Source organism: Clostridium sp. CM027 (assembly GCF_024730565.1).
GTDB lineage: Bacteria > Bacillota > Clostridia > Clostridiales > Clostridiaceae > Clostridium_AD > Clostridium_AD estertheticum_B.
Genome location: NZ_CP077725.1, coordinates 1,062,974 through 1,087,616, shown reverse-complemented (window position 1 = coordinate 1,087,616; position 24,643 = coordinate 1,062,974). Strand labels below are relative to the sequence as shown.

The 24,643-nt window shown below is 30.4% G+C and carries 25 protein-coding genes; 19 read left to right on the top strand and 6 right to left on the bottom strand.

All coding sequences use genetic code 11. From position 1 onward, the window contains the following. Nucleotides 1–85: 85 nt before the first annotated feature. Both KTC92_RS05260 and KTC92_RS05255 read right to left on the bottom strand, forming a co-directional pair. A complete protein-coding gene (locus KTC92_RS05260) occupies nt 86–376 on the bottom strand; it encodes a DUF503 domain-containing protein (protein ID WP_220286898.1) in 291 nt (96 codons plus the stop codon). Between the two features lie 443 nt (nt 377–819). After that, nucleotides 820–2,253 carry a DDE-type integrase/transposase/recombinase gene (locus KTC92_RS05255; RefSeq protein WP_258280699.1) on the bottom strand — a complete coding sequence of 478 codons (1,434 nt, stop codon included), beginning with the start codon at nt 2,251–2,253 and terminating at the stop codon, nt 820–822. A gap of 174 nt (nt 2,254–2,427) precedes the next feature. Between KTC92_RS05255 and KTC92_RS05250 the strand changes: the two genes are divergently transcribed. From KTC92_RS05250 to KTC92_RS05240, 3 genes are all read left to right on the top strand, one after another. Next, nucleotides 2,428–2,619, top strand: a complete 192-nt coding sequence (locus tag KTC92_RS05250) for a hypothetical protein (RefSeq protein ID WP_216304383.1) — start codon at nt 2,428–2,430, stop codon at nt 2,617–2,619. Nucleotides 2,620–2,837: 218 nt separating this feature from the next. Beyond that, a complete protein-coding gene (locus tag KTC92_RS05245; protein ID WP_220286897.1) occupies nt 2,838–4,166 on the top strand; it encodes an MATE family efflux transporter in 1,329 nt (442 codons plus the stop codon). 73 nt (nt 4,167–4,239) lie between these two features. Then, nucleotides 4,240–5,058, top strand: coding sequence for a MerR family transcriptional regulator (locus tag KTC92_RS05240; RefSeq protein WP_220286896.1), 819 nt, complete (start codon nt 4,240–4,242; stop codon nt 5,056–5,058). Between the two features lie 37 nt (nt 5,059–5,095). On the opposite strand, the gene KTC92_RS05235 is transcribed toward KTC92_RS05240, so the two are convergent. Further along, the gene (locus KTC92_RS05235; RefSeq protein WP_216304386.1) at nt 5,096–7,033 is read right to left on the bottom strand and encodes a Cache 3/Cache 2 fusion domain-containing protein; all 1,938 of its coding nucleotides are present in this window, start codon (nt 7,031–7,033) and stop codon (nt 5,096–5,098) included. Nucleotides 7,034–7,608: 575 nt separating this feature from the next. Here KTC92_RS05235 and brnQ point away from each other — a divergent pair. The 4 genes from brnQ (at nt 7,609) to KTC92_RS05215 (ending at nt 11,760) form a co-directional block, all read left to right on the top strand. Beyond that, nucleotides 7,609–8,904, top strand: coding sequence for a branched-chain amino acid transport system II carrier protein (gene brnQ, locus KTC92_RS05230; RefSeq protein ID WP_220286895.1), 1,296 nt, complete (start codon nt 7,609–7,611; stop codon nt 8,902–8,904). 529 nt (nt 8,905–9,433) lie between these two features. After that, the gene (speE, locus tag KTC92_RS05225; protein ID WP_165414534.1) at nt 9,434–10,306 is read left to right on the top strand and encodes a polyamine aminopropyltransferase; all 873 of its coding nucleotides are present in this window, start codon (nt 9,434–9,436) and stop codon (nt 10,304–10,306) included. Between the two features lie 238 nt (nt 10,307–10,544). Then, the gene (locus KTC92_RS05220; RefSeq protein ID WP_220286894.1) at nt 10,545–11,273 is read left to right on the top strand and encodes a hypothetical protein; all 729 of its coding nucleotides are present in this window, start codon (nt 10,545–10,547) and stop codon (nt 11,271–11,273) included. Between the two features lie 262 nt (nt 11,274–11,535). Next, nucleotides 11,536–11,760, top strand: coding sequence for an alpha/beta-type small acid-soluble spore protein (locus KTC92_RS05215; RefSeq protein ID WP_165414532.1), 225 nt, complete (start codon nt 11,536–11,538; stop codon nt 11,758–11,760). Nucleotides 11,761–11,918: 158 nt separating this feature from the next. Here KTC92_RS05215 and KTC92_RS05210 read toward each other — a convergent pair whose 3' ends face one another. Next, nucleotides 11,919–12,386 (bottom strand): GreA/GreB family elongation factor, encoded by a 468-nt coding sequence (locus tag KTC92_RS05210; protein ID WP_216303688.1) that lies wholly within the window; start codon nt 12,384–12,386, stop codon nt 11,919–11,921. A 433-nt stretch (nt 12,387–12,819) separates the two neighbouring features. Between KTC92_RS05210 and KTC92_RS05205 the strand changes: the two genes are divergently transcribed. The 4 genes from KTC92_RS05205 to KTC92_RS05190 all read left to right on the top strand — a co-directional run bounded on the left by KTC92_RS05205 (nt 12,820) and on the right by KTC92_RS05190 (nt 17,527). Further along, on the top strand, nt 12,820–14,181 hold the full coding sequence (locus tag KTC92_RS05205; RefSeq protein ID WP_220286893.1) for an MATE family efflux transporter: 1,362 nt from the start codon (nt 12,820–12,822) through the stop codon (nt 14,179–14,181). Between the two features lie 276 nt (nt 14,182–14,457). Next, a complete protein-coding gene (locus tag KTC92_RS05200) occupies nt 14,458–15,675 on the top strand; it encodes a glycine betaine/L-proline ABC transporter ATP-binding protein (RefSeq protein ID WP_216303686.1) in 1,218 nt (405 codons plus the stop codon). Beyond that, a complete protein-coding gene (locus tag KTC92_RS05195; RefSeq protein WP_216303685.1) occupies nt 15,644–16,486 on the top strand; it encodes a proline/glycine betaine ABC transporter permease in 843 nt (280 codons plus the stop codon). Before KTC92_RS05200 ends, KTC92_RS05195 begins: the two co-directional genes overlap by 32 nt. Nucleotides 16,487–16,627: 141 nt before the next feature. Next, nucleotides 16,628–17,527 (top strand): glycine betaine ABC transporter substrate-binding protein, encoded by a 900-nt coding sequence (locus tag KTC92_RS05190; RefSeq protein WP_216303684.1) that lies wholly within the window; start codon nt 16,628–16,630, stop codon nt 17,525–17,527. Nucleotides 17,528–17,635: 108 nt separating this feature from the next. Here KTC92_RS05190 and KTC92_RS05185 read toward each other — a convergent pair whose 3' ends face one another. Beyond that, a complete protein-coding gene (locus tag KTC92_RS05185; protein WP_216303683.1) occupies nt 17,636–17,962 on the bottom strand; it encodes a hypothetical protein in 327 nt (108 codons plus the stop codon). Nucleotides 17,963–18,581: 619 nt separating this feature from the next. Here KTC92_RS05185 and KTC92_RS05180 point away from each other — a divergent pair. The 8 genes from KTC92_RS05180 to KTC92_RS05145 all read left to right on the top strand — a co-directional run bounded on the left by KTC92_RS05180 (nt 18,582) and on the right by KTC92_RS05145 (nt 23,896). Continuing rightward, nucleotides 18,582–19,094 carry an RNA polymerase sigma factor gene (locus KTC92_RS05180; RefSeq protein ID WP_216303682.1) on the top strand — a complete coding sequence of 171 codons (513 nt, stop codon included), beginning with the start codon at nt 18,582–18,584 and terminating at the stop codon, nt 19,092–19,094. Continuing rightward, nucleotides 19,091–19,549 carry a hypothetical protein gene (locus tag KTC92_RS05175; RefSeq protein WP_220286892.1) on the top strand — a complete coding sequence of 153 codons (459 nt, stop codon included), beginning with the start codon at nt 19,091–19,093 and terminating at the stop codon, nt 19,547–19,549. Before KTC92_RS05180 ends, KTC92_RS05175 begins: the two co-directional genes overlap by 4 nt. Next, a complete protein-coding gene (locus KTC92_RS05170) occupies nt 19,530–20,060 on the top strand; it encodes a hypothetical protein (RefSeq protein ID WP_216303680.1) in 531 nt (176 codons plus the stop codon). The genes KTC92_RS05175 and KTC92_RS05170 overlap by 20 nt, the downstream gene beginning before the upstream one ends. After that, nucleotides 20,053–20,358, top strand: coding sequence for a LiaI-LiaF-like domain-containing protein (locus KTC92_RS05165; RefSeq protein WP_216303679.1), 306 nt, complete (start codon nt 20,053–20,055; stop codon nt 20,356–20,358). The genes KTC92_RS05170 and KTC92_RS05165 overlap by 8 nt, the downstream gene beginning before the upstream one ends. 280 nt (nt 20,359–20,638) lie before the next feature. Beyond that, nucleotides 20,639–20,767 carry a hypothetical protein gene (locus KTC92_RS05160; RefSeq protein WP_258280698.1) on the top strand — a complete coding sequence of 43 codons (129 nt, stop codon included), beginning with the start codon at nt 20,639–20,641 and terminating at the stop codon, nt 20,765–20,767. Nucleotides 20,768–20,847: 80 nt separating this feature from the next. Next, on the top strand, nt 20,848–21,396 hold the full coding sequence (locus tag KTC92_RS05155; protein WP_165414791.1) for a hypothetical protein: 549 nt from the start codon (nt 20,848–20,850) through the stop codon (nt 21,394–21,396). A 156-nt stretch (nt 21,397–21,552) separates the two neighbouring features. Further along, the gene (locus KTC92_RS05150) at nt 21,553–23,115 is read left to right on the top strand and encodes a hypothetical protein (protein ID WP_216303678.1); all 1,563 of its coding nucleotides are present in this window, start codon (nt 21,553–21,555) and stop codon (nt 23,113–23,115) included. A gap of 64 nt (nt 23,116–23,179) precedes the next feature. Continuing rightward, the gene (locus tag KTC92_RS05145) at nt 23,180–23,896 is read left to right on the top strand and encodes an FG-GAP-like repeat-containing protein (RefSeq protein WP_216303677.1); all 717 of its coding nucleotides are present in this window, start codon (nt 23,180–23,182) and stop codon (nt 23,894–23,896) included. Between the two features lie 46 nt (nt 23,897–23,942). Here the strand turns inward: KTC92_RS05145 and msrB are convergent, their stop codons facing one another. Beyond that, nucleotides 23,943–24,398 (bottom strand): peptide-methionine (R)-S-oxide reductase MsrB, encoded by a 456-nt coding sequence (gene msrB, locus KTC92_RS05140; RefSeq protein ID WP_220286891.1) that lies wholly within the window; start codon nt 24,396–24,398, stop codon nt 23,943–23,945. Nucleotides 24,399–24,643: the final 245 nt, after the last annotated feature.

Genomic DNA, 24,643 nt, shown 5'->3' with positions numbered 1-24,643 from the left:
TGCATAACATATTCAACAACTTTTCACATTGAATATGTTATGCAGTTTTTTTTCAACAAGACTAATTATAGCATCAATAGAAAGTCTACATACCTTGGATATCCTCTTTCTGAATATCAATTATTTCTGCATCAGTATTAGATTCTATAAAAGTTATAATATGCTCCATTGTAGAATCTAGCTGAGATGAAGTTCCACATATTCCTACGATACCGATAACTATTGTTTGATGAATATCCTGCTCAGCTACTTCTGCTACTGATATATTAAACTTGTTTTTTAGTTTTTGAACTATGCTTTTTACAACCATTCTTTTTTCTTTTAATGAATGCGACCATGATGCTCTTAGGGTAACTGTCATAAATAAAATTTTCATTTATTCTTCACCGCCAATTTTACTATAAATATAGTATGTGTAAAAAAACTATTTATACTTATTGCTGAAACATATTTACTTATAACTGATTTTTATATATGACTCATACTTAATAACCTATTAAAATAGAGTTCATTAGTTTCCTGTTATACTTTATAACAAAATGGTTAAACTATATAGTGTAATATATAGTTTAATTTCAGTATTGATAGTGTTAACTAATCTATGAAAAAACAAGATTAAAAATTTTGGAATTTAAATTGCACCTTGAAAAGTGAAAATATACCTTAAAGGAATGAAATATTAGTTTTGTCTTCATCAAAACCTTGTAATTTTTTTGGTAAATAAAAAAAGTCAGCAAAAATATACCTAATCAGATTGTTCCTTTTTTACGGAACCCTGCCGGGTAAGAAAATTCAAACTATATTAAAAGGTAAATTCACTTATACAACCTGTTTTTCTATTATAAGTTGCTGTGAAAGTTCGATTAACTTTTGCCATTTTGCTGGCATAGTAGAAATCTTTTCAAGTTCAGGGATTGAGTTCAATGGTCCCCAATAAGCGTAGCTATGTGGGCGGAGAAAGTTGTAATATGCTACAAACAACGCCAAGTGCGTGTTGGAACCTTCTTCACTACCAAAGCCATTTGTAACCCTATAGGAAAATTTAAATGTTCTGTTGAGACGCTCTATTATTTGTTTAAGCCAACGATATTCGGTTGAAATAGGATCAGAGTTAGTAAGACCAATTACTTGGATTACATCGAAGTCCATGCCGTTAAGTTTAAACTGTTGCTCAGCAAGCTTATATGCAGTATAGCCATCAGCAACGAATTTAAGTGACTTGCCGGGAAACTCTTTGAACTTATCGAAAGCCATACGCATAGTCAAAATGCAAGGGCCAGTATCACGGCTAAAAGACGCTTGGTATCCTAAAATTGATTTCTTGATAGCGTCCATAACAAGCCAAACATATTGATGGACTCCTTTGACTTTAGTATAAGTTTCATCAGCAGCGAGGTAATCAGTAGGCTTATAGTCATAATTATCGACAAAGGGTTTAACTAAAGCGGCAGCTGTGACGGCGTATCTGCTAACCATGACATGAGATATTTTAACTCCATGTATTTCCCAAAGAGCAAGCGCCGTACGGCGTGTAGATAATCCTAAATTAATGTTATATGTTAGACATAGGCCCATTACATGAGACGAAAAATTTCTGAAATTTAGGCTAGTAGCACCTTTTGGCATAGAAGATAAATCTACATCAAAATAATTCGTTGTAAACTCACGATAAATGTAATGCAGTTTAAATCTGTGCTTATCTTTCTTGTATTCTTTAATATCTTCAAGAGAAAGCCTTGAAAGAGAATTCAGGTAATAATTACATTTTTTATTAACACATTTATGGATATAAAAGTTTTTACGGTCCTTCTTCTTACTTAAAGAGTGTCCACAAAATGGGCAAAGGAAGCTCTCAGTTTTAAAATTAACCTTATTTTTGTTGAAATGCAGATCACAAACTTTGCACCAAAGCTGCCCACGGCCTCCAGCGTTATCGTAGATATAGATGTGCGGAGCGCCACATTGAGGGCAGATGGTCTCTGGGGATACTGGATATTTACCACGAGAATTGACAGGTTTTTTATCCTTACCATGAGAGGTTTTATACTCATCTAATAGTTGATTATAATTAAGCTTTTCAAAAGTTTTGATAGTAGGCAATTTGTCTACAGTAAGTTTTTTATATTTAGGACTTGTCATATCGTATTTTGGAACTTTTAGCGGTATATTTTTAGCAATAAAAATAAGTAATTGTTTAATTTGAGAAAGTAATACTTGATTATAGGTAACTAACATTGATATAATTGTACTCACAATGACACCTTCCTTTTGGTATTTTGTTGAGTTCAGATACAACAATTATATCAAATAGAGGGGGTCATTGTTTTTTTATTTTAAAAACAACTTAAATCCTTGCAAATGCAAGGATTTATATAAAAAAAGTAAAGATAGTGTTTACACTATCTCAAAATAGAAGGAGGTTTAAGAATGAATAGCTTTCAGCAAAAAATTGGAGATGTAATGGAATCAATAGAGGAATCAAATTCTTTTAAATGTGAAACAAGAAGGGATTTTAAAAAAGTAGCAAAAGCTTTAGTTGAAACAGGTGGAACTATACCAGACTTTAAAAAGTATGATTTAGCTTCAAAACATTGGAAGAGTGCTGAAAAATTTATTTAAACACGTTTTTCTAAAAGGGATAGAGCATAATAAATTAGACATTTTAATGTTATTTCTGTAGTATTCAAAAAAATAAAAAATAGAGTCGCGGATAAAAATTTATCTGTTGGCTCTATTTTTTAGTAATACTTTTGCTTATTTAGAAAGAAGTTGACTCTATAGTAACAATACAGTTTATAATAAGAAAGTGTGAAAATAATGAAAAAAGGTGGATATATATGACAAAGAGATTTTTGAAATATGCTATTCCATCAGCACTTGCTATGTTTATTTCATCTTTATATACAGTTGTTGATGGAATGTTCGTAGGACAAGGTGTTGGTGATTCAGCATTAGCAGCAGTTAACATAGTGCTACCATTTACAGTTATGTTATTTGGATTAGCTTCTATGTTTGCAATAGGTGGAGGAGCTCTAGTCTCTAAAAATTTTGGAGCAAGTAATACTGAAAAGGCAATAAATATATTTAGACAAGTATTTAAATTTCTGCTAATAATTAGTGTTGTAATAAGTGTAATTGGTGTTATATTTACAGAACCAATAGTAAAGTTATTAGGAGCAACAGAGAGGCTACAGGGTTTATCAGTAGAATATTTAAGGTTTTATGCACTGTTTTGTATTCCTAATTTAACGGGAATAGTTCTTAGTAGTTTTGTTAGGAACGATGGAAGACCAAAACTTGCAATGGTTTCTACAATAAGTGGTGCAATAACTAATGTAATATTAGATTATATATTTATATTTCAGCTTGGTTTTGGAATAAAAGGAGCAGCTATAGCTACAGGCCTTGGTCAAATAGTTACGGTATGTATGCTATTACCTCACTTCTTAAAAGGAGAAGGTCAATTAACTTTTGGGAATGTAAAGATTAGTAAGGAACTTATTAAAGAGTTTTCACTTATAGGATTCCCATCATTCTTTGCACAAGCAAGTTATTCAATAATTGTGTTATTGCATAATATAGCTTTAGCAAAATATGTAGGGGAGGTAGGAATTTCTGCATATAGTATAATAAATTATTTAACTACAAATATATATATGGTTCTTTATGGAATAACACTTGGAGTACAACCACTTTTAAGTTACAGCTATGGAAGAAAAGATGTTGAGAAATTGATAGGATTCTTTAAAATAACATGCGTAGCATCAACTTTAATAAGTGCTTTTTTTGTTATAACAAGTTTTATCTTTGGACAGAAGGTTATAGGAATATTCACAACAGATCCATACATAGCGCAGTTAGCATATAAGGCCCTTCGAATAGCAAGTTTTAGCTATTTTGTAGTAGGAATAAATTTAAATACCCTTGTGTATTATCAAGCTATAGAAAAACCAAAGTATGCAAATATAAGTTGTGTATGTAGATCAGTTATTTTCTTGCCAATATGCTTAACTTTATTTGGAAGTATGTTTGGGATAAATGGAATATGGGTAAGTGCGATGGTATCCGAAAGTTTAACATTTATAACTATAAAACTAATTGCAAACATAAAAACTTCTACACAAGCGGTTTTAACCGATTTAAATGTGGAACTTAAAGGAAAATAATAGTTTGAAGATGCATTAAAAATAAAAAATAGCATCATTATTTGGAAATATTAAATACAAATGAGGTGAGAATATGGGGACAAACTTTTCAATAGGAGAAATGTCAAAGTTACAAAATATATCAGTTCAGACATTACGATATTATGATAAAATTGGATTACTAAAACCTTCATATGTAGACGAGAAGAGCAGATACAGATATTATTCTGCAAAACACTTTGTAATACTTAATTCAATAAAACAATGTAAGGCTATGGGCTTATCTTTAGATGAAATAAAGGAATTAATAGAAAACTATACTTCATTTGATTCCATACTTAATATAATAAGTAAGCAAAAGGAAATGATAGATACCAAAATAAAAGATTTAAACGCAGTAAAAAATAATATTAGTTTTCTTGAGAAGCGTATAAAAAATTCTTTAAAAGAAGGGATTAATGATGTTTTTATTAAATATAACAAGGAAAGAAAATTCAAAAAATATAATAATACAAAGAGATATACAGAAGAATTTGAAATAAATCTAAGTGAAATATTAGTATCGATGGAGCAGAAGTATAGTAGTTCAATTAAAGAACTTGCTTTTGCTGTATCATATGAAGATATAAAAAAATATAATGAACTAATATATAATAATATGCTAATTAATGGTTTCGAGTGTGTTACAAATGATGATAATTTAATAACTTTGCCAAAGGGGGAATATATAACATTAAATTTTGATGATGATTATAATGATACTAGCAAGTATTATAAAAGTCTTATTGAGTATATAGATAGAAATAATATTGAGGTAAGCGGAGATTTTTATGAAATATACATAATGACTAGAGTTGGGAATGATGGGGAGGAAAGATCTTTAGGACAAATTCAAATATTAAAGAAAAAGTAAAGGGTATAATAAAAAAGCTGCATTCAATGCAGCTTTTTTATTTATATATATCGGAAAATTCAATTTGTATTTTTTCACTGTTTGTTTGATTCATTAAACCTATTTTTGAATTCGGATTATCATTACCGTCAACTATATTAACAGGCAAGCTTATTGTAAATTCTGTACCTTCTTGATACTTACTTTGTACATTAATTTTACCACCATGCATTTCAACTAAAGATTTAACTAGAGCAAGTCCTATACCACTACCTTCATGTGCTCTACTTAGTAAAGGATCCACTTGCTTAAACCTTTCAAAAATTTGTGATAACTTATCTTCTGGGATTCCTATGCCATTATCCTTTACAGAAAGTATAACGTGACTATCTTTATCGTAAACGCAAACTTCGATTTTATCTCCAGGCCTAGTAAATTTAGTTGCATTAGAAATTAAATTAAGTAAAATCCTCTCCATCTTTTCTTCATCAAAAGCCATAATTTTTTCTTCTATATCCGTATCAAAAATAATTATTCTTGACATGCCTTGCACATACGGAATAGTCGATAGGGTTATTTCCTCAACAACTTGTATTATATTTTGATTCTTTAAATTTAACTCCATAAATTTAGAATCAATTTTACTAATATCAATTATATTATTTACGAGTCGTAACAGTCTATAACAATTTTGTTTTATATAATTTGTATATTCGTTTAACTTATCCATGTTATTTGAATTTACATCTTTGCTTATATATACAGAAAATAATTGTGCTGTAGAAAAAATTATATTTAACGGTGTCTTTAATTCATGAGACATATTGGCAATAAATTCAGTTTTTAATTTATCATATTGTACCAATTCTTCTATCAAATGTTTATTTTCAGTTATCATATTATTAAAACTATCGGATAATACCCCTATTTCATCTTTGTTTTTTATGTCCGAATGTACTGTTAAATCGCCTGAGCCCGCAATCTCCATATATGACTTTAATTTATTAATGGGTTTAACCAAATTGTTAGCCATAAACACAGCTATAATCCCACCTAATAAAATCATTAATAACCCACTTAATAATGTGGTATTCAAAATTGATTTACTTGACGATGCTAAGTCATCATAGTTAGCTGTGGTAACAATATACCAATCCCAAGGTTCGAAATAGATAGAGTAAGCTAATTTATGCACACCTTTATATGTGTATTCAATTAATCCATCTCTATTTGAAATTATTTTTTTACTTGATTCATAGTTGCTTAGATTCTTTCCCTTATCAGTAGGATGGACAATCGCTTTTCCATTAGAATCCATTATGTATACATAACCTGTTTTTCCAATTTTAAAGTTATTTAATGTTTTTTCTAAATAATCATTAAGTAATGTATTCCCTACAGCTATTGCTCCTACAACCTTTTTATCTTTATTAAGTAATGGTTTAATTCTTGACAAATAACTTTGATTTTCAGATAAATTTACGCCCCAATACTCATGATTATTAATTATTGTATTGTAAATATCTGAGTCAGCAGGGTAGTATGTTCCTTCAAGTCTTTGGTTGCCTTTAATACGGGTTGTAGATACCCTTATTAATTTATTATTACTTAATAAAAATATAGAAGCTGTGCTACCTATAGATTTATGTATATCATCAACAAGCTTAGTATCTAATGATAGCTTGTGTGTTCCGGCATATAAAACTGGTAAATAATAATCCCCTACTTTTATACTTTGGGTATTATCTACATTTATATTACCAAAACTATATAATAACTTCTCAGCAGAATCTAAATTACTATAAGACTTTTCTATAATGGAATCATTTCTTACGCTTATTGTAGTATTAATTAATTCTGTTACAGTTTGACTTTTTTCTTTAACTTCTTTAAATACTGCATCCTTTGATATTTTACCAATTAAAATACCTAAAAAACTTGATGTAAGTATAATTAATATTAGGTAACTAATAATTATTTTAATTTTAATACTCATACATTAAATCACTTCTCCTTAGATGATAAAAGAACATATTCAAATAATGATACACTTGACTAATGTAAATTTTCAAGTTTTTACTTTTAATTTATTAGATTCTACAATCTATCATGCTGTAAGGTTTACAGTAACTAATACTAGGTGTAAAAAAATGTTGTTACTTCACAATTTATAACAATTATGGACTAATTTTAGCATTTAAAGGCTTGTTTGTAAATAAAAAAATATGCGCAGTTATGGTAATGGCCTAGGGGAATTGCAACAGCAAAAAAATGTATTGATTGCATCGCAGTGATACGGAAGTTAGCTCATTGGTATACTTTTCATAGTTGTTATTATTCACGCATTGTTATACAATGCTATTATTAAAATAATTTAATAAGGAGATTTTCTCATTAATTCAGATTTTGAAAACGGTAAAATAGGAAAACTATTGTTCAACCTAGCATTACCATGCATTATGGCTCAATTAGAAATTAAAAAGATAAGGTAAGCCTTATTCTTAAAATAATAGTGTGGATTTAATTATTTTTTAGAATTACATAAATTCATCCATCTGGAGGTATACACAAATGAAAACTTCAACAAAACATTCCTTGGTTATAGGGTTTGCACTATTTGCAATGTTTTTCGGTGCAGGAAACCTGATTTTTCCACCATACTTAGGGAAAGCGGTAGGAAGCAAGTTTATTATAGCTATTATAGGGTTCCTCCTTACAGGAGTTGGTCTTCCTCTAATTGGAATAATTGCCTGTGCTAAAATTAATGGTTCTTTCGATAAAATGGCAAATAGAGTAGGTTCAAAATTTGCAATAATAACAGGTGTAGCTTTAATTCTTGTTATAGGACCTTTATTTGCAGTTCCAAGAACAGCCGCAACGACTTTCGAACTTGGAATACAGCCTTTATTCCCATTTATGGGGCAAAACATAACTATTATATTGTATTTTGCAATAACACTTGCATTCGTGCTTAAACCTTCTTCAATAATTGATAATATAGGTAAAATACTTACACCAGCACTTTTATTAATGCTCGCTATAATTATATTTAAAGGCATAATATTTCCTATTGGACCAATTGTAAATACACATTACCAAGGTGCATTTTCAAAATCTTTATTAGAAGGTTATCAAACGATGGACGGTATGGGCTCTGTTATATTGGCATCAATAATTCTTTCAGCTGTTAGAGCAAAGGGTTATGAAAATCCAAAGGATATAATGAAGATGACTATAAAGGCATCTATGGTGGCTGTAGTGGGTTTAGCCTTTGTATATTCTGGACTTATGTATCTTGGATCTCAAACATCTACTTTGTTCTCTGAAGATATAGCTAGAACTAATCTAGTTACACAAATTGTAAAACTAGACTTAGGCAGTATTGGTAGCGTTATTCTTAGTTTATCTGTGAGTCTTGCATGCTTAACAACTTCTATAGGATTACTTTCAAGTGGAGCAAAATACTTTACTGAACTCTCAAATGGTAAAGTATCATACACGACTAATGCTATTTCTATGGCGTTAGTAAGTGGAGTAATAGCTACAAAAGGCGTTGATAGTATAGTTATATTGGCAGTTCCAATTTTACAAATTTTATATCCAATTGTAATTATTCTAATAGCTATTACCTTTCTTGGTGATAAAGTGAAAAATGATAAGATTGTTGCTATAACTGTATACACAGCTTTAATAATAACTATTTTAGATACAGTAAATGGTTTATTTGGGAATAACATCGCATTTATTAAATTTATTCCTCTAGCAAGTGCAGGATTCTCATGGCTTGTACCTTCTTTACTAGCTTTTGTAATTTCAAACATTTTAATAAAATCGAAAGAAGATGCTACTTCAATTGTTGAAATGTGAGAATGTTTCAGCGATATAAATAATTAATATTTATAGTATAAAAAGCCACCTTTGTGCAGGTGGCTTTTGTTTCTTTTGAGTTATCACTGCATTTTTTATCATTTAGTTTATGATTTCTATTTATTTTCGTCTCCACAGTAGCAACATCTACATCCTCTAGTTTGTGCAAAACAATATAATTATCTTCTGTTATTCTTTTTTCTTAATTATGGTTTAAAAAGGATTTTAGAAAAAAATAACATTATATTAATATTATTAACCTAATTATAATATTCAGCTTTTTTTCTTGAGTGACCATGGGATAACTTTCAGTTAGCTATTATGGGTTGATGGAGATTTAAATAGAATAAGATATTGTGGTGTTGGGTTATCATTAGCATATCCAAGTTGAACTTTCGAATATCTATGATATACTTGAAGTGGTGGCTTTCGGAGATACAAAAGAAAACATTAAAGCTGTAATTGTTGAATTAACTATAATAGAGTTGCATCTTTACAAGCTTAAATTTATTATAATGGAGGAATTATTATGAAAATGGATGAATTGCCAAAGTATTTTAAAAAAATTGATAATGAACTGTGGTTTGAGGAAGTTGAAGTTGAGAAAAAAAGTTTGAAAATTACTTACAAAATTAATAAATGTTTTTCATATAGCAAATCGCCCTATCAAGAGGTAGCTTTGATTGATACTGTGGCATTTGGTCCATGTCTTGTGCTTGATGGGTCAATGCAGACTACTTCAGCAGATGGTTTTATATATAATGAAATGATTACTCATATTCCAGTAATCACACATAAAAACCCACAAAACGTATTGGTAATTGGTGGAGGAGACTGTGGAGCGGTACGAGAATTATCAAAGTATAAAGGACTTGAGACAATTGACATGGTTGAGCTCGACGAAGTAGTAACAAAAGAAAGCATAAAATTTCTTCCGGAAATAAGCGGAGGCGCAGGTTTTGATAAAAGAATCAATTTTAAATTCGGAGATGGAGTTGAATACGTAAAGAAGACCGATATTAAGTATGATATAGTCATGGTCGATTCACCAGATCCTGAGGGTCCTGCTAAGGATTTGTTTGGAGAAGAATTTTATAAAAATGTAAAAAGAACATTAAAAACTGATGGAGTAATGGTATGTCAAAGTGAATCTCCAATGCTTCATCGTAATATAATTGAGAATACAAGAAGGATATTAAAGAATAACTTTAAAATTGTAAAAACCTATATAGCGTTTGTTCCAACTTATCCAGGTGGATTATGGAGTTTTACAATGGCTTCAGATGTTTATGATCCTAGTAACATGGACGTAAATAAATTGCCTCTTGAAACTCGTTATTTAACAAAGGAGATTGCAAAATCTTGCTTTGATCTTCCAAATTTCATAAGTGATCTAAAATAGAAAAAGCTGAGCTTAAAAGTTTAGAGACTACAATTGATTAGGGTATAGACATGAAGTCTGTATCCTTTTTAATGTGATGGTTAAGGAGGGTTTAAATTATGCCAATCTGGGTGTCGTTTTTAATTGGGTTTATTATAGCAATTGTATTTAGCATTTTTATTAAAAAAAACAAATAACTTTTAAATAATTATGATTATAAAGTTATCACTATAAAAGCATATGCGAGGAGAAAAAACAAATGAAAAAGTCAGTAAAAGCACTTGTAATCTTATCACTCATAGTACTATTAGTTATAGTAGTAAGTATATACAGAATAGTCTCAACACCACCATCACAAGTATCATCAGAAGCTGCAACAGGAACACCAGAGCAAATAGCGGATAAAAGGATTTCAGATGCGAAAATAGTAGCGGATAAAAAAATAGCAGATGCAAAAATAGTAGCAGATAAAATAATAGAAGATGCAAAAGTGGCGGAGGAAAAAAAAACATCGGATTTAAAAGCAATCGAGACTAAAAAAATATTAGAGGCAAAGTCTCAGGGTAATCAACTTAAAGAAGATGAATATAAAAGTTATAGTAATGAAAAATTTTCATATTCAATTATGTATCCTAATGATCTTAAAGTAGTTAATGATACTGCAAATGGTAATATATTTAAATCTGACGATGGAAAGGTTTATTTGCAGGTATATGGAACTAATAATGCACCAAATGATACTATTGATTCAATATACAATAAAGCAATTGAAAATAATAATATGTATTATAAAGCTAAAGGTGGTAGTTGGTTTGTAATATCTTATACTGAAGGTGACGAAATAGTATATCAAAAAAAAGTAGTAGGAAAAGCTTCAACAAATACTTTTATTTTTAAATTTCCAGCAAATGAAAAGGACAAATATACTAAAGTTGTGGATAGGCTTGAAAAAAGTTTCAAGACATCTTCTACTGATAAAAATCATTAATGGTAGAGTTGATAAGCCGCATAAAAAAATAGATAACTATTATAAATAAATATAATAGAAAAAGGAGATAATTAAAGTTATCTTCTTTATTTTATTTCAAACACAATCAAAATTAATAAACCTAAATAAAAATTTTAAAGATGAATTAATGAATAAAAAGTTCGTTTTAAAAAATACTAGTTGTAGATATACAAGGTTGAGATCAAAATTATTACAATATATCTTGGGTATTTACAATATAAAATTATATGGAGGTAGTAAAATGACTAAAAGAACATTAGTACCAGAAGCAGCGGGAAAACTTCAAAAATTTAAAATGGAAGTAGCACAAGATATGGCAGTAGATAATATTGAAAGCAGAAATGTAGATATGGGCGATGTGCCAAGTAATATTGTAAATAAAATAAAAAATTCAGGTAATGTCGGCGGAGAAATGGTAAAGAGAATGGTAGAGGCAGCAGAAAAAAATATGGTGGATAATAAGTAAAGGGTGTCGTGCATCCGTATGAAGTTTCTCCGCCGTGCCTTGAAATAAGGGTTTGAAATGTGAATTCATAAAAGCAATGATAAGGGGTAATTTTAAATTTACAAAACAAGAATTAATAAAAAAAATTTAAGCAGAGAGTGATCTCTGCTTTAATTTTTTTACTCGTAAATTTTTTCTATACTTACTTCATAATTGCCTTCAGGAGATATAACAGAGCACTTTTCTCCAAGTGCCTTTTTATATATTGCCATTCCAAGAGGGGATTCAATACTTATGTTCATTAAATCAGGGTTGGTCTCTACTGTTGATACCAGGTGTATGTTCTCAATATCACCTGTGTCAAGAAATTTAATATCAGCCTGACCTCCAAGACCTAATTGGTCGTCACTACTGTAATCATCTACGACTGTAGAGTTCCTAAGTAACTCTTGAACTGCAATTATTCTATCATTATTGGTTGCTTCCTCATCTTTAGCTGCATCATACTCTGCATTCTCACTTAAATCGCCATGGCCCTTTGCTTCTTTAATTGCGGCGGTTATTTCTCTTCTTTTTTCTCCTGTGCGAAAGGATAATTCTTCCTCTAATTTTATTACTCCACTAGGTGTTAATATTGTATTTTTCATAGTTTTGTCACTCCTAACAATTTTGCGTATATGATTCTGTCTTCTATTTTAAAATAAATTAGACATATCAAATTTTTTTAAATATAGAGAAGACAATAAAGAATTATTATATCACATTTTTGGACAATATATTAAATGTAATTTTGAAGTTAATGTTTATTTAAATGTATTCTAATAAACATTACAAACTATATTTATAAAAACTGCAATATATTTTGTTGTTAATGAGCCCTGAAGTAGATTGAATAATTTAGGCTTGCAGAATAAGAAAAAATGTAGAACATGTGTTATACTAGAAAATAGGTATATCAATGGTTAATGCCGCATATCTAAACATATGTGACTCAAATAGAATAATATAAAATTACTGGAAATTGTAAAAGTTTCTTACTGACATTTTAAATTTATATTTTTAGTATGGAGGAATGTTTTTATGAATCAAACAAATGAATTAGGAACAGAAAGTATAGGAAAACTACTGGTTAAGTTTTCGGTGCCAGCTATAACAGGGATGATTGTAAATGCGTTATATAACATTGTAGATCGAATGTATATAGGGCATATTAAAGGGGTAGGATCCTATGCACTTTCAGGACTTGCTATAACGTTCCCCATATCAGTTATTATAATGGCTTTTGGAATGCTTATTGGGATAGGTGCTAGTGCAGTTATATCAATAAAACTAGGAGAAAAAAACAAGGAAGCGGCAGATAATATTTTGGGAAATGCCTTTATACTTATAACGATAATATCATTAGTGATTAGTATACTTGGAGTTTTGTTTTTAAATAAACTCCTAATCTTATTTGGAGCAAGTGAAAATAGTATCCCCTATGCAAAAGCATATATACAAATCATACTTATGGGAGCTGTTTTTCAAAATATAGGATTTGGTATTAATAATATAATTAGAGCAGAGGGTAATCCTAAAATGGCAATGCTTACAATGGTATTTGGTGCAATTATTAATATTATATTAGATCCAATATTCATATTCGTTTTTGATATGGGAATTCAAGGTGCTGCAATAGCAACCATAATTTCTCAAGCTTTTAATACTATATTAGTATTGAAATATTTTACATCTAAAAGCAGTGGAAGCGTGCTAAAAATAAAGAAAGCCAATTTAAAGCTGCATAAACATATTATAAAAGATATTTTTGCTATTGGCATGGCTCCTTTTTCTATGCAAATTGCATCAAGTTTTGTAATTATTTTATATAATAAAGGTCTTTATTCTTACGGAGGGGATCTTGCAATAGCTGCAATGGGAATATTAAATAGTATATCAATGCTTATTTTTATGCCTATATTTGGTATAAGTCAAGGGATTCAGCCTATAATAGGATATAATTATGGGGCTAAATTGTATCCAAGGGTTTTAAAGGTTTTAAAGCTTGCCATAACTTTTGGCACTTGCATTGCTATAATTGGATTTATAGGAGTACAAGTATTTGCGAAGCAGCTTATTGGCGTATTTGTAGGTAATAATACTGACCTAATAAATCTAGGTGCACGTGGAATTAGAATAGACTTAATCTTTTTACCTATATTAGGGTTTCAAATTTTAGGGGCAAGCTATTTTCAAGCAATAAATGAGGCAAAAACCTCAATGATTTTAAGCATATTAAGACAAGTCATAGTACTAATTCCACTTATTCTTATACTTCCATTATTTTTTAAATTGGATGGATTATGGCTTTCACAACCTTGTGCAGATTTGATCGCAACTGCACTAACCGCATTCTTCTTATGGAAAAGTATTAAAAAACTTAAATGTAAAAACATTGTATAGAAAAACAACAAATGTAACACAATAACAAAATAGATCCAACAAGAAAAGGTGTTTATAAAGAACACCTTTTTATGTTAATTATTTTTAATAATTCAGGAGGTTGAATAAGTATGCAAATACCTTATTCATAGCATATATGTAATATAATAGGAGAAATGCGATTGTCGAAAACTTGTATTTACTGTCGAGGTCTAGTACAATGTAAGAATATCGCTTAAATCTAAAGGGATGTGTTTACAAATAATACATAGATTAAATAATCAAAGAGGTGAATAAATGTTGAAAATTGAAGTTAAAGGTTTGACCAAGATTTTTGGTAAAAACCCTAAACAAGGAATAAAGCTTTTACAAGAAGGAAAAACAAAACCAGATATCTTAAAAGAAACAGGAATGACTGTAGGTGTAAATAGGGTATCGTTTGAAGTACACTCTGGAGAAATTTTTGTCATTATGGGATTGTCAGGAAGTGGGAAGTCCACGCTTGTTAGATTGATTAATCGTCTAATCGAGCCAAATGCAGGTAGTGTGTTAGTGGATGGTGAGGATTTGGCGAAAATGGATAAACATAAATTAAGAGAAACTAGAAGAAAGAAACTAAGCATGGTTTTTCAAGGATTTGGATTATTTCCCCATCGTACTATTTTGGAGAATGCCGGATTCGGATTAGAAATACAAGGTATGGATAAAAAAGAAATTGAGGAAAAAGCCCTCGAATCATTACAATTGGTAGGGCTTAAAGGATACGAGGATCAATATCCTAGTCAATTATCAGGAGGGATGAAGCAAAGAGTAGGTCTTGCAAGGGCTCTAGCTAATAATCCAGATATTTTATTAATGGATGAAGCCTTTTCAGCACTAGATCCTTTAAACCGTAAAGAGATGCAAGATGAGCTTATAGATTTACAAGCAACCATGCATAAAACAATTATATTTATTACGCATGACTTAGATGAAGCACTTAAAATTGGAGACAGAATAGCAATTATGAAAAATGGATTAATAGTGCAGGTTGGTACTCCAGAAGAAATTATGACAAATCCTGCTGATGAATATGTTAGAAAGTTTGTTGAGGATGTAGATAGATCCAAGGTTTTTTCTGCACAACATGTTATGAAACGCCCAGAGACCATAGATGTAGAAAAACATGGTCCACGAGTTGCATTAAAACGTATGAGACAGGCTGGAATTTCAAGTATCTATGTTATTAATAAAAACAAAGAGTTCTTAGGAGTTGTAACTGCAGATGCGGCAGCTGAAGCAGTGAAAAATGGAACTAAAGATATTTATGATGTTATGATTACGGATGTTCCTGTAGTTCTTCCAGATTTGTCATTAAATGATTTGTTTGAGATAATACACGATTCTCCTGTACCAGTAGCTGTTGTTGAAGAAAAAATATTAAAAGGAATTATAGTTCGAGGTGCAGTATTAGCGGCTCTTGCAGGAAATGAGGTGAATAACGATGAAACAAATACCAACGATACCAATAGTTAAATGGGCTGACATGCTTGTAGCATGGTTAAGAGATAACGCTCAGTGGTTTTTTGAACCAATTAAAGATATTCTAAATGCTGTTGTAAATGGGTTAAGTGACGCATTAATAGCTATCCCTCCAGTGGTTTTTATACTGATTATCGTAGCATTAACTATATTTATAACTAAGAAAAAATGGGGTTTATCTATATTTGCATTATTGGGGTTGCTATTAATCCTAAATCTTGGATATTGGGAACAAACCATGCTTACCCTTTCATTGATTTTAACATCTAGTTCAATATCGATTTTGATTGGTATTCCTCTTGGAGTTTGGATGTCAAAAAGCAGAATGGTGCAAGATATAGTAACGCCTATATTAGACATTATGCAGACTATGCCTGCTTTTGTTTATTTAATACCAGCTGTTTCTTTCTTTGGGATAGGAATGGTACCTGGAATTATTGCATCTGTTATATTTGCAATGCCTCCAGTTGTAAGGTTAACTAATTTTGGTATTCGCCAAGTTTCAACAGAACTTATTGAGGCAGCAGATGCCTTTGGGTCAACTCCTGCACAAAAATTATTTAAGGTTCAACTTCCGATTGCGAAAAATACAATTATGGCAGGGGTTAACCAAACAATTATGTTAGCACTATCTATGGTTGTTATAGCTTCTATGATTGGTGCTGACGGGTTAGGTGTTGAAGTCTTTAGAGCGGTTACAAGAAATGAAGCCGGACAAGGATTTGCTTCAGGTTTAGCTATTGTTATATTAGCGATGATATTGGATCGTATTACTCAAGCGCTAAATAAAAAACACACTACATAAGGTTTTAACGACATTTCAGAAGGAAAGTCTCCACTTCTATAATTGGGAGTGTAAATCTCCTTCTGAAGTTGTTAATATTGCAGCTTCGAAGAAGATGATTTAACGACATTTCAAAATAAAATAAAAGGAGTAAGTAAATTAATGATTAAAAATAATTGGAAACAATTTGGAATAGTAACATTTAGTCTAATAGCTCTGACTTTTGTAGGATGTAGTAGTAAAAGTGGCGAAGTAAAAAAGACTGATAATTCAAGTATTGAAAAACAATTAAATTATAAGATTACAGGTATAGATGCGGGCGCGGGCGTAGTGCAAGCTGCTGAAAAAGCTGTTAAAGACTATAAATTAGATTATAAAGTGCAAACTAGCTCAGGTGCTGCTATGACACAAGCACTTTCAGATGCAATTAAAAATAAGGAGCCAATTATAATAACTGGTTGGTCACCTCACTGGATGTTTAGTAAATATGATTTGAAATACTTAAAGGATCCTAAAGGATCTTTCGGTGGTGCTGAAAATATAAATACAATTGCACGCTTAGGATTAAAAAAAGATAAGCCAGATGCTTATAAAATTTTAGACCAATTTTCATGGACAGCTGATGATATGGAAGCTGTTATGCTTAAAGTTAACGAGGGTGAAGTTGTAAAGAAAGTTGCAAGACAATGGATTACTGACAATAAAGATAAAGTAAGTAAGTGGACAGCGGGTGCAAAAAAAGTGGATGGTAAGGAAGTCAAGCTTGCTTATGTTTCTTGGGATACAGAAATTGCATCTACTAATGTAATTGCATTAGTACTTGAAGATATGGGATACAAAGTTAGACTTACGCAAGTAGAATCAGGTCCTATGTGGGCGGCTGTAGCTACTGGAGATGTAGATGCTATTGTTGCAGCATGGTTACCAGGAACACACGCTAAATATATGGCTGACTACAAAGGTAAAGTTGAAGATCTAGGTCCAAACCTAGAGGGAGCTAAAATAGGGTTAGTTGTTCCTAAATATATGAACATTAATTCTATAGAAGATTTAGCTAAATAGATTATTTATTAAAAATAGGCCTTCAAAAGGCCTATTTTTTTACGTTATTAGATTCAGTGTATGTAGCAAGTTAGAGTGAGGTTAAATTGTCATCTCTAGTTCTACTTATTAATCTTTTCTGCAGCAATTCTTGTGAACCCAATTTTTATAGTCTTCTTGAAATCCTAAGTCAGTATAACAAATTAATTCTCCAGGAGAAATGGAATTAGTACATACCTGACAAGTAGAGTTATACTCAGCTGTCTTTGTAATCCCTAACCATAGGGGTTCATTAAGTTTTAAAAGTTCATGTTCTAGTTCATTATCTGTAAATTCCTTGCATACTAACTCACGTAAATAACCTGAAAAATTATTTTCTCCATGAGTTAATTTAGATTTTCGCAGTGCTAATTTATACACATGATCTGGCAGGTTAATTGATACTTTTTTACTCATTATTACTAACTCCTATAGTATTAATATCTACTGATATAATATGAGGGTTATTATAATTAGTGCACACTTTGTATCGAATATTGCCTTGGACGTGGTACTACTTTAAAGGTAATTATTAAAAAGTGCATAAGTAATCAATTAGAAGCAGATGGGATAGGGAATAACCTATATTAGTATTAACTACGAATTTGTTGTTGGGTATTTTTTTTTGGGTATTATAAATTCCTAATAAAATGAGTGTTATTCCTAGAACTATTATAAGTGAACTCAGTGCTAATTTAAACATACTGTTACCTCCCATCATATAAATACATTTGCGATAGCCTGACAGAGCTATTGCTTATTAAATCATCTCCTGCGGAGCTGTATATTAACGACTTCAGAAGGGGATTTATACTCTCACTGAAGTTTTCTATTTGTTAGGGTAAGTAACGCCTACTTATAGTAGGTAACTCCCACTTATAGAAGTGGGAGACGTTCCTTGAGAAATGTCGTTAAATTGTACTTTATTTATATGGTAATTGTAACATTAATTTTAATAACATTACATTTTAAATGTTATAATTGAAGTGTTTTTTATTTCTCAATCGTTATATTAAGTGTAAGGGCAAAAAAGGGGGTGATGGTTGTTCAAAAAGAACAGTTTGCAAACTATATAAAACAATATGAACGTTTAATCATTACTATTTGTCTATCCTTTACAAAAAATTACTTTGATGCAGAGGATTTGGCACAACAAACTTTTTTGTCTGCATATATAAGCTTTGGTAAATTTGATGGGGTAAATTTTAAAGCTTGGCTTACAACAATTGCAGTGAATAAATGTAAAGATTTTCTTAAAAGTCCTGCAAGAAAAATTCACAGCATACCTGATGAAGATTTTGAGGGTATAAAGGATAAGGGGGAAACACCTGAGGAGTCGCTTTTAAAAAAACATAGTAGCGAAAAAATATATAGTTTATGTAAGAAATTAAAAGAGCCTTATAGGGCGGTGTCAGTAAACTATTTTTGTGAAGATGTTAAACTTTCTGATATGGCAAAAAACACAGGTCAAAGTTTGAAAACATTGCAAACACATCTTTATAGATCCAAAAAGATGTTGAAAGTTTTATGGAAGGAGGAGTTTATGTGAGTGGTACATTATTTAAAGAAAACGGACACTTAAGTAAAATATCAATAAAAGGGCTTAAAGAGGGATCTCTAAGTGATAATGAACTAATTTTATTATCAGAACATATTTGCCATTGTGAAGGCTGTGCTGATGCTTTAGCTAATAGTTTCGATGATAATGAACTTACTGATGCTCCTTTAGGATTTGAGCAGGAAATACTAAACAAAATAAATAAGAAAAAAGCAAGCAATACTCAGTTTATCTTTTATTCTATGAGGGTAGTAATGGCAGCAAGTATAGCATTAATGTTTGTTTTTTCAAATCCATTAAATTTTGTTGCCAATTCTAAAAGTGAAACACTGGAGGTAACCCCTATGAGTTTAAGTACTATAAACGCAATTAATGGAAGTCTTAATAATTTCTCGCAAAAAATAATTAACTTGGAGGTTTTTAATAATGAAAAAGGAAAAAAGTAAATTTTTAACCTTTAGTTTTTCAATGTTACCTGGCGCAGGTCACATGTATATGGGATTTATGAAGATGGGGTTATCACTTATGGCAGCATTTTTCTTTTTAATATTTCTTTCTAGCTGGCTTTCGATAGGGCCACTACTATTCGTTTTACCATTGATTTGGTTTTACTCGTTTTTCGATTGTATGAATAAACGTTATTCAACGGATGAGGAGTTTTTACTTTTAGAGGATAATTATTTATTTTCTCTTGATGAATTAGTGAAAATAGATAAAGGAATGTTTAAGAAACACAGCTTGATTGCAGGGATATTACTAGTATTTCTAGGCATTTATTTAATTTGGAACAACATCATAAACACCTTACTTGGACGTATGAATATGTCGGGCGAACTATATAGTCTTATTAATGATGTAACAAGAATGGCCCCTCAGATAATAATAGGTATTGTAATAATTGTTGTGGGTGCGAAACTTATTATAGGCAAGAAAAAAGAGTGTGATATGAATGATTAAGGGACGTAGAGTGGGAACATTTACTACTGGAATAGTTTTAGTTATATTTGGAATAATGTTTTTACTACGATTAATAAATCCAAGTATTAAATATTTACTAATAGCATCGATGTGGCCCCTAGTTTTAGTTCTACTAGGAATTGAAATTATTGTAGCCTACTTAATAAACAAAAAAGAAGCAATGAAATACGATTTTGGCGCAATAATACTGATAATAATGGTATCATTCTTTGCAATGGGTATGGGATGTATGGAGTATACAATTACTCACATTGAACAGTTTAGAACTGTATTTTAACGTCATTTTAGAAGCTGTGTAGCTTTGCAGGAGATGACTTAAGTTAAGAATCCCAGCACTTAAATATATTTAAGTACTGGAAAGTTTTGTTAAGTAAGTGGAAAATAGTAGCATAAAAAAATAGTTTAACCCCTAAAAGTATGCTATTTCCTGCAATTGTAGGGTTTGAATTGTAACTTTATGCATACAATGATATAATAGATGTATAGGTAAGAATAGTGATAAGTAATAGTTAAGATTTACAAATAAAATTTTTGAATTTACGAATGGGGTGAAGTCTGTGTTAGCTTATAATGAAAAAAATTCTACAGTTGAAAAATATCTAAAAACGTCTAACATAGTTATAGGTAAATTTACTTGCGTGAAAACTAATATGAAGTTAAATTATAATATAGTTAAAAACACCTAGAAAGGGCTATGAGCTTTCTAGGTGTTTTATTTTTGGAATTAAACAGCTAAAATATATACAATTAAAAGGAGAGTTTAAATATGAATAAGAGTGAGATTATAATTAAGGGATTACCTGTAAAAACAAATAGGTTAGAGAATGGAGATGTTAATTTACTATTTAAAATAGGAACTTATGATGATATGAATTCAATTTATAGAGTAATTGTCAAAAAAGATTATTGGAGAGATGCAGTAATAGGTATGAAGGATGTAAATTATTTTGTAATTAAAGGTGAATTAAAAGCGTGCGTAAATAGCAAGGGAACCCCTTTTATTTCAGTTGAAGCATCATCAATTAAAATATTCAATCTGTTAAAAGATGCGAATGGTCAAATAGATTTAAATTACGAAATGCCAATTGGAACAGACGAAATAATGGATATTTCAAAGTTAGTAAATGAAAATGAAGATTTGTCAATAAAACGTTCAAAAAACAAAGCAATAAATTATATGAAGAATAATAAAAAGTTTAACAAACCTATTGTTATTAAAAAAGGAAGCTTTGTAATTGTATCGGGCCATGATCAATATGCAGCAGCGCAAGAACTTGGAATAAATAACGTGCCAGTTTCATATGAAGAAAATTAGTAAGTCAAAATTATATTTTTATTTTACTATTTATATTAGTTTTTAATATTATCTACAGTCAGTGATGTGAATATGTTTGAACATAGTATGCAAACAGGCTATAATATATTAAATACAACATATTGTTTATTTTATATAAATGTTTGGAGGGAGAAAATGGTTTGCAACAGCTGTAAGAATGAATTTACTAATATTAATGGATTAAAATTTTGCCCATATTGTGGAGAGAAAATAGAAGAAAAAATAGATTTAGAAGATGAACGGATTACTAATAAAAATAATAACAGGGATAAAGAAAAGACAGTTGGAGCGGACAAAAAAGAGGAAAAACATCAGGAGACGATAGCGATGCCTGCAATAACTGAGGAAAACATAAAAAAGGATAAAAGGGATAAGTTTTTTGCTTATTTTAAAAAAACATTTGTGCATAGGAAAGTAATTATACCTATAATATCATTATTAGTTGTTACCTCAGTCGCAGTCTTTGCATACACAGTTTTTATTGTTAAACCAGTGGATGAAGTGAAAATAAAAGACGACTTGCTAGGAAAAGTAGTAACTCTTCCTAAAGGAACAGTAATAAAAATAAGCAAAAATGATATGAAAAGCTTTAAGATAAATAGTAGGAATACATATAAGGGCAAGGATGACATAAAAGTAGATTTAACTTTAAACAATGGCGCTATTGAGGCAAAGACTTCTTTGGCTCTAGTATATAATGATGAAGGAAAAAATCAATGGAAGATTAGCCCTAAAATTATAGTTGAGAGCGTTAATTCATTGAAACCGTTGGTAGGTATGAATGAAAAGAAGTTTTGGGTTGGATTAAAAAAATTAAGTATTAATATTGCAGATATACCAAAAGTATTAGGTGGACAAGATGTCACAAATCTTGGCATGGTTTCAAGAACACCGGATTTAGAAAACAAAAAAGAAGAAATTTTGGTGACAGCTTCTATAGACAGTGGACTTCTGGTTTCTACAGGAAAGATAAAGTGTAACCTTGTTTTTGAAAATGAAACTTGGAGAATTGATAACATTGAAGAAAACAGCGCAGAGGGATCTAAATTAGTCTTATCACCAACTTTTTCTGATGAAAAGGTTATTGAAACTATAAAAGAACAAGGAGTGGGAGAAACAGTATCCTATTCAAGTTTTTTTGGTGGCAAAGGGTTTGCTATAAATGATAGATTTACTAAGAGTATTAATATATCTGATAAAAAGTTTGATGTACAAAATGGAACATTAATTGTTAATGCTAAGAGGGAGAGTATAGTGGGAGAAATAAAGTTGGTATTATCAACTAATTATACTTTCTCAATATCTTTCGCCAATATATCTTTTTTAAACAGGTCAAAAACTACCGTTGATAGTGGGACAATAAACAATGTGCCTACGGAGATAATAGTACCCTCTATTACCAATGCCGAAATTGAAGGGAGTAATTTATTTTTCTGGTGGTCTAATAACCATAAAATAACAGCTAAAGAAGCGAAGACCTTTAAATCTAATGAAATATTGTCTAAGAAGGGATTAGATAATATAAAATATGTTTATGGAAGTATTACTTATAAAGATGAGAAAAAGAATGAAAACAAAAACGTTTCTTTTGTAGCGCTATATTTTCTTGTTTACGATGCTGACAAGGGATATAACTGGAAATTAGATAAATTAGTTGGCGAAGATTCGCCCAATTACAAGGCTTATAAAAATCAATAAATGGAACAATTTATTGCTTGGCTCATAAGATATTTTATAAATCTTATAATGCAAAGGAGCAGTTATGTATAATAGATATAATAGGATAAATCCGAGCATTGTTAGTTATGCAAGTGGAGATGTAAATGGTGATGGAATAACAGATGCTGTGTACTTAACAGGTATAAAGACACCAGATAGTCCATATACTCAAAATATCGTCCTTGTAATTCAAGATGGAATAACAGGTGATTTTGCTAGTATACCACTTAGTGAAAATACAGGATACAATCCTACACTATTTTTGGGGGATTTTACTGGAGATGGTGTAGATGATATTTTAATAAGTATTGCAACAGGTGGTAGTGGTGGAATAATGTACTATTACATTTACTCGTTTATTAACAATGAAGCAAAATTACTATTTGACTTTAATGTATATAATGAGCAATACAAATACGATGTTACTTATAAAGACAATTACAAGGTTGAAGTTATCAGTAAGAAAAATAACCAAAAATACATTATAGATATATCCAACAAGGACGCCGATTATTTAAATGAAATATACGACGAAAACGGAAAGCTAAAGAATCCAATCAACGGATTCGTTGATCCTATAAGCGGCTTATATCCTGTGGATTTTGATTCAGATAAAGTATATGAGCTATTGGGTTATCAAAAAATAGCTGGAAGATACCATGCAGACTCCTTAGGATATGTTTTAAATACTTTAAAATGGAAAGATAAGATATTTGCTTTGGATAATCAGCAAGTAGCTATTAATGGATTACAAGTATAGGTATACTTGTAACGACAGTTTTGGAGGAGAGCGAGAAACGCTCTCCTTATTTATTGAATAATTCTAAGTAATCTCCATATCCTTCATCGCAGAGCTTATGAATTGGTATAAACTTTAGTGAAGCACTATTTATGCAATATCTTAATCCACCCTGGGAAATCGGACCATCGTTGAATAAATGTCCTAAATGACTGTCACCATATTTGCTCCTTACTTCTGTTCTCATCATACCATGGGTTGCATCCTTATTTTCTTTAACGTTAGCATCCTCAACAGGCTTTGTAAAACTAGGCCACCCACAACCTGAATCAAATTTATCAAGAGATGTAAATAAGGGCTCTCCACTATTAATATCTACATAAATGCCTTCTTCTTTATTATTCCAAAATTCATTTTCAAAAGATTTTTCTGTGCTGCTTTCCTGACTTACTTCAAACTGAATTGGAGTTAAGATCTTCTTTAGTTCTTCTTTACTTTTTTTAGTATAAACTTTATTATCCATAATAATGCCTCCTTAATAATGAGTATAATATTTATTGCACCAATTAATAGTTATTATATACTAAATACATTATAAGCAACAGGGGTAAAGATGTGTTGAAAATAGTATCCTGAGGGTATTAATTCTCTAGTTAATATAATTTATTTTATAATATATTTGTTTAATATGCAAAAAAATAAACTTTTAAAAATCATACTATTTAATTATACGGTTCAAGTGTTATAATAAGTAAGGGGTGGTAAAAA

What these genes read in the sequence shown, in the direction of transcription:
- msrB (WP_220286891.1), bottom strand. Translation starts at nt 24,398, where the DNA reads ATGGATAATAAAGTTTATACTAAAAAAAGTAAAGAAGAACTAAAGAAG.
- KTC92_RS05155 (WP_165414791.1), top strand. Translation starts at nt 20,848, where the DNA reads ATGAATAAGAGTGAGATTATAATTAAGGGATTACCTGTAAAAACAAAT.
- KTC92_RS05205 (WP_220286893.1), top strand. Translation starts at nt 12,820, where the DNA reads ATGAATCAAACAAATGAATTAGGAACAGAAAGTATAGGAAAACTACTG.
- KTC92_RS05240 (WP_220286896.1), top strand. Translation starts at nt 4,240, where the DNA reads ATGGGGACAAACTTTTCAATAGGAGAAATGTCAAAGTTACAAAATATA.
- KTC92_RS05145 (WP_216303677.1), top strand. Translation starts at nt 23,180, where the DNA reads ATGTATAATAGATATAATAGGATAAATCCGAGCATTGTTAGTTATGCA.
- KTC92_RS05170 (WP_216303680.1), top strand. Translation starts at nt 19,530, where the DNA reads ATGAAAAAGGAAAAAAGTAAATTTTTAACCTTTAGTTTTTCAATGTTA.
- KTC92_RS05150 (WP_216303678.1), top strand. Translation starts at nt 21,553, where the DNA reads ATGGTTTGCAACAGCTGTAAGAATGAATTTACTAATATTAATGGATTA.
- KTC92_RS05245 (WP_220286897.1), top strand. Translation starts at nt 2,838, where the DNA reads ATGACAAAGAGATTTTTGAAATATGCTATTCCATCAGCACTTGCTATG.
- KTC92_RS05220 (WP_220286894.1), top strand. Translation starts at nt 10,545, where the DNA reads ATGAAAAAGTCAGTAAAAGCACTTGTAATCTTATCACTCATAGTACTA.
- KTC92_RS05185 (WP_216303683.1), bottom strand. Translation starts at nt 17,962, where the DNA reads ATGAGTAAAAAAGTATCAATTAACCTGCCAGATCATGTGTATAAATTA.
- KTC92_RS05215 (WP_165414532.1), top strand. Translation starts at nt 11,536, where the DNA reads ATGACTAAAAGAACATTAGTACCAGAAGCAGCGGGAAAACTTCAAAAA.
- brnQ (WP_220286895.1), top strand. Translation starts at nt 7,609, where the DNA reads ATGAAAACTTCAACAAAACATTCCTTGGTTATAGGGTTTGCACTATTT.
- KTC92_RS05165 (WP_216303679.1), top strand. Translation starts at nt 20,053, where the DNA reads ATGATTAAGGGACGTAGAGTGGGAACATTTACTACTGGAATAGTTTTA.
- speE (WP_165414534.1), top strand. Translation starts at nt 9,434, where the DNA reads ATGAAAATGGATGAATTGCCAAAGTATTTTAAAAAAATTGATAATGAA.
- KTC92_RS05250 (WP_216304383.1), top strand. Translation starts at nt 2,428, where the DNA reads ATGAATAGCTTTCAGCAAAAAATTGGAGATGTAATGGAATCAATAGAG.
- KTC92_RS05210 (WP_216303688.1), bottom strand. Translation starts at nt 12,386, where the DNA reads ATGAAAAATACAATATTAACACCTAGTGGAGTAATAAAATTAGAGGAA.
- KTC92_RS05200 (WP_216303686.1), top strand. Translation starts at nt 14,458, where the DNA reads ATGTTGAAAATTGAAGTTAAAGGTTTGACCAAGATTTTTGGTAAAAAC.
- KTC92_RS05195 (WP_216303685.1), top strand. Translation starts at nt 15,644, where the DNA reads ATGAAACAAATACCAACGATACCAATAGTTAAATGGGCTGACATGCTT.
- KTC92_RS05190 (WP_216303684.1), top strand. Translation starts at nt 16,628, where the DNA reads ATGATTAAAAATAATTGGAAACAATTTGGAATAGTAACATTTAGTCTA.
- KTC92_RS05235 (WP_216304386.1), bottom strand. Translation starts at nt 7,033, where the DNA reads ATGAGTATTAAAATTAAAATAATTATTAGTTACCTAATATTAATTATA.
- KTC92_RS05260 (WP_220286898.1), bottom strand. Translation starts at nt 376, where the DNA reads ATGAAAATTTTATTTATGACAGTTACCCTAAGAGCATCATGGTCGCAT.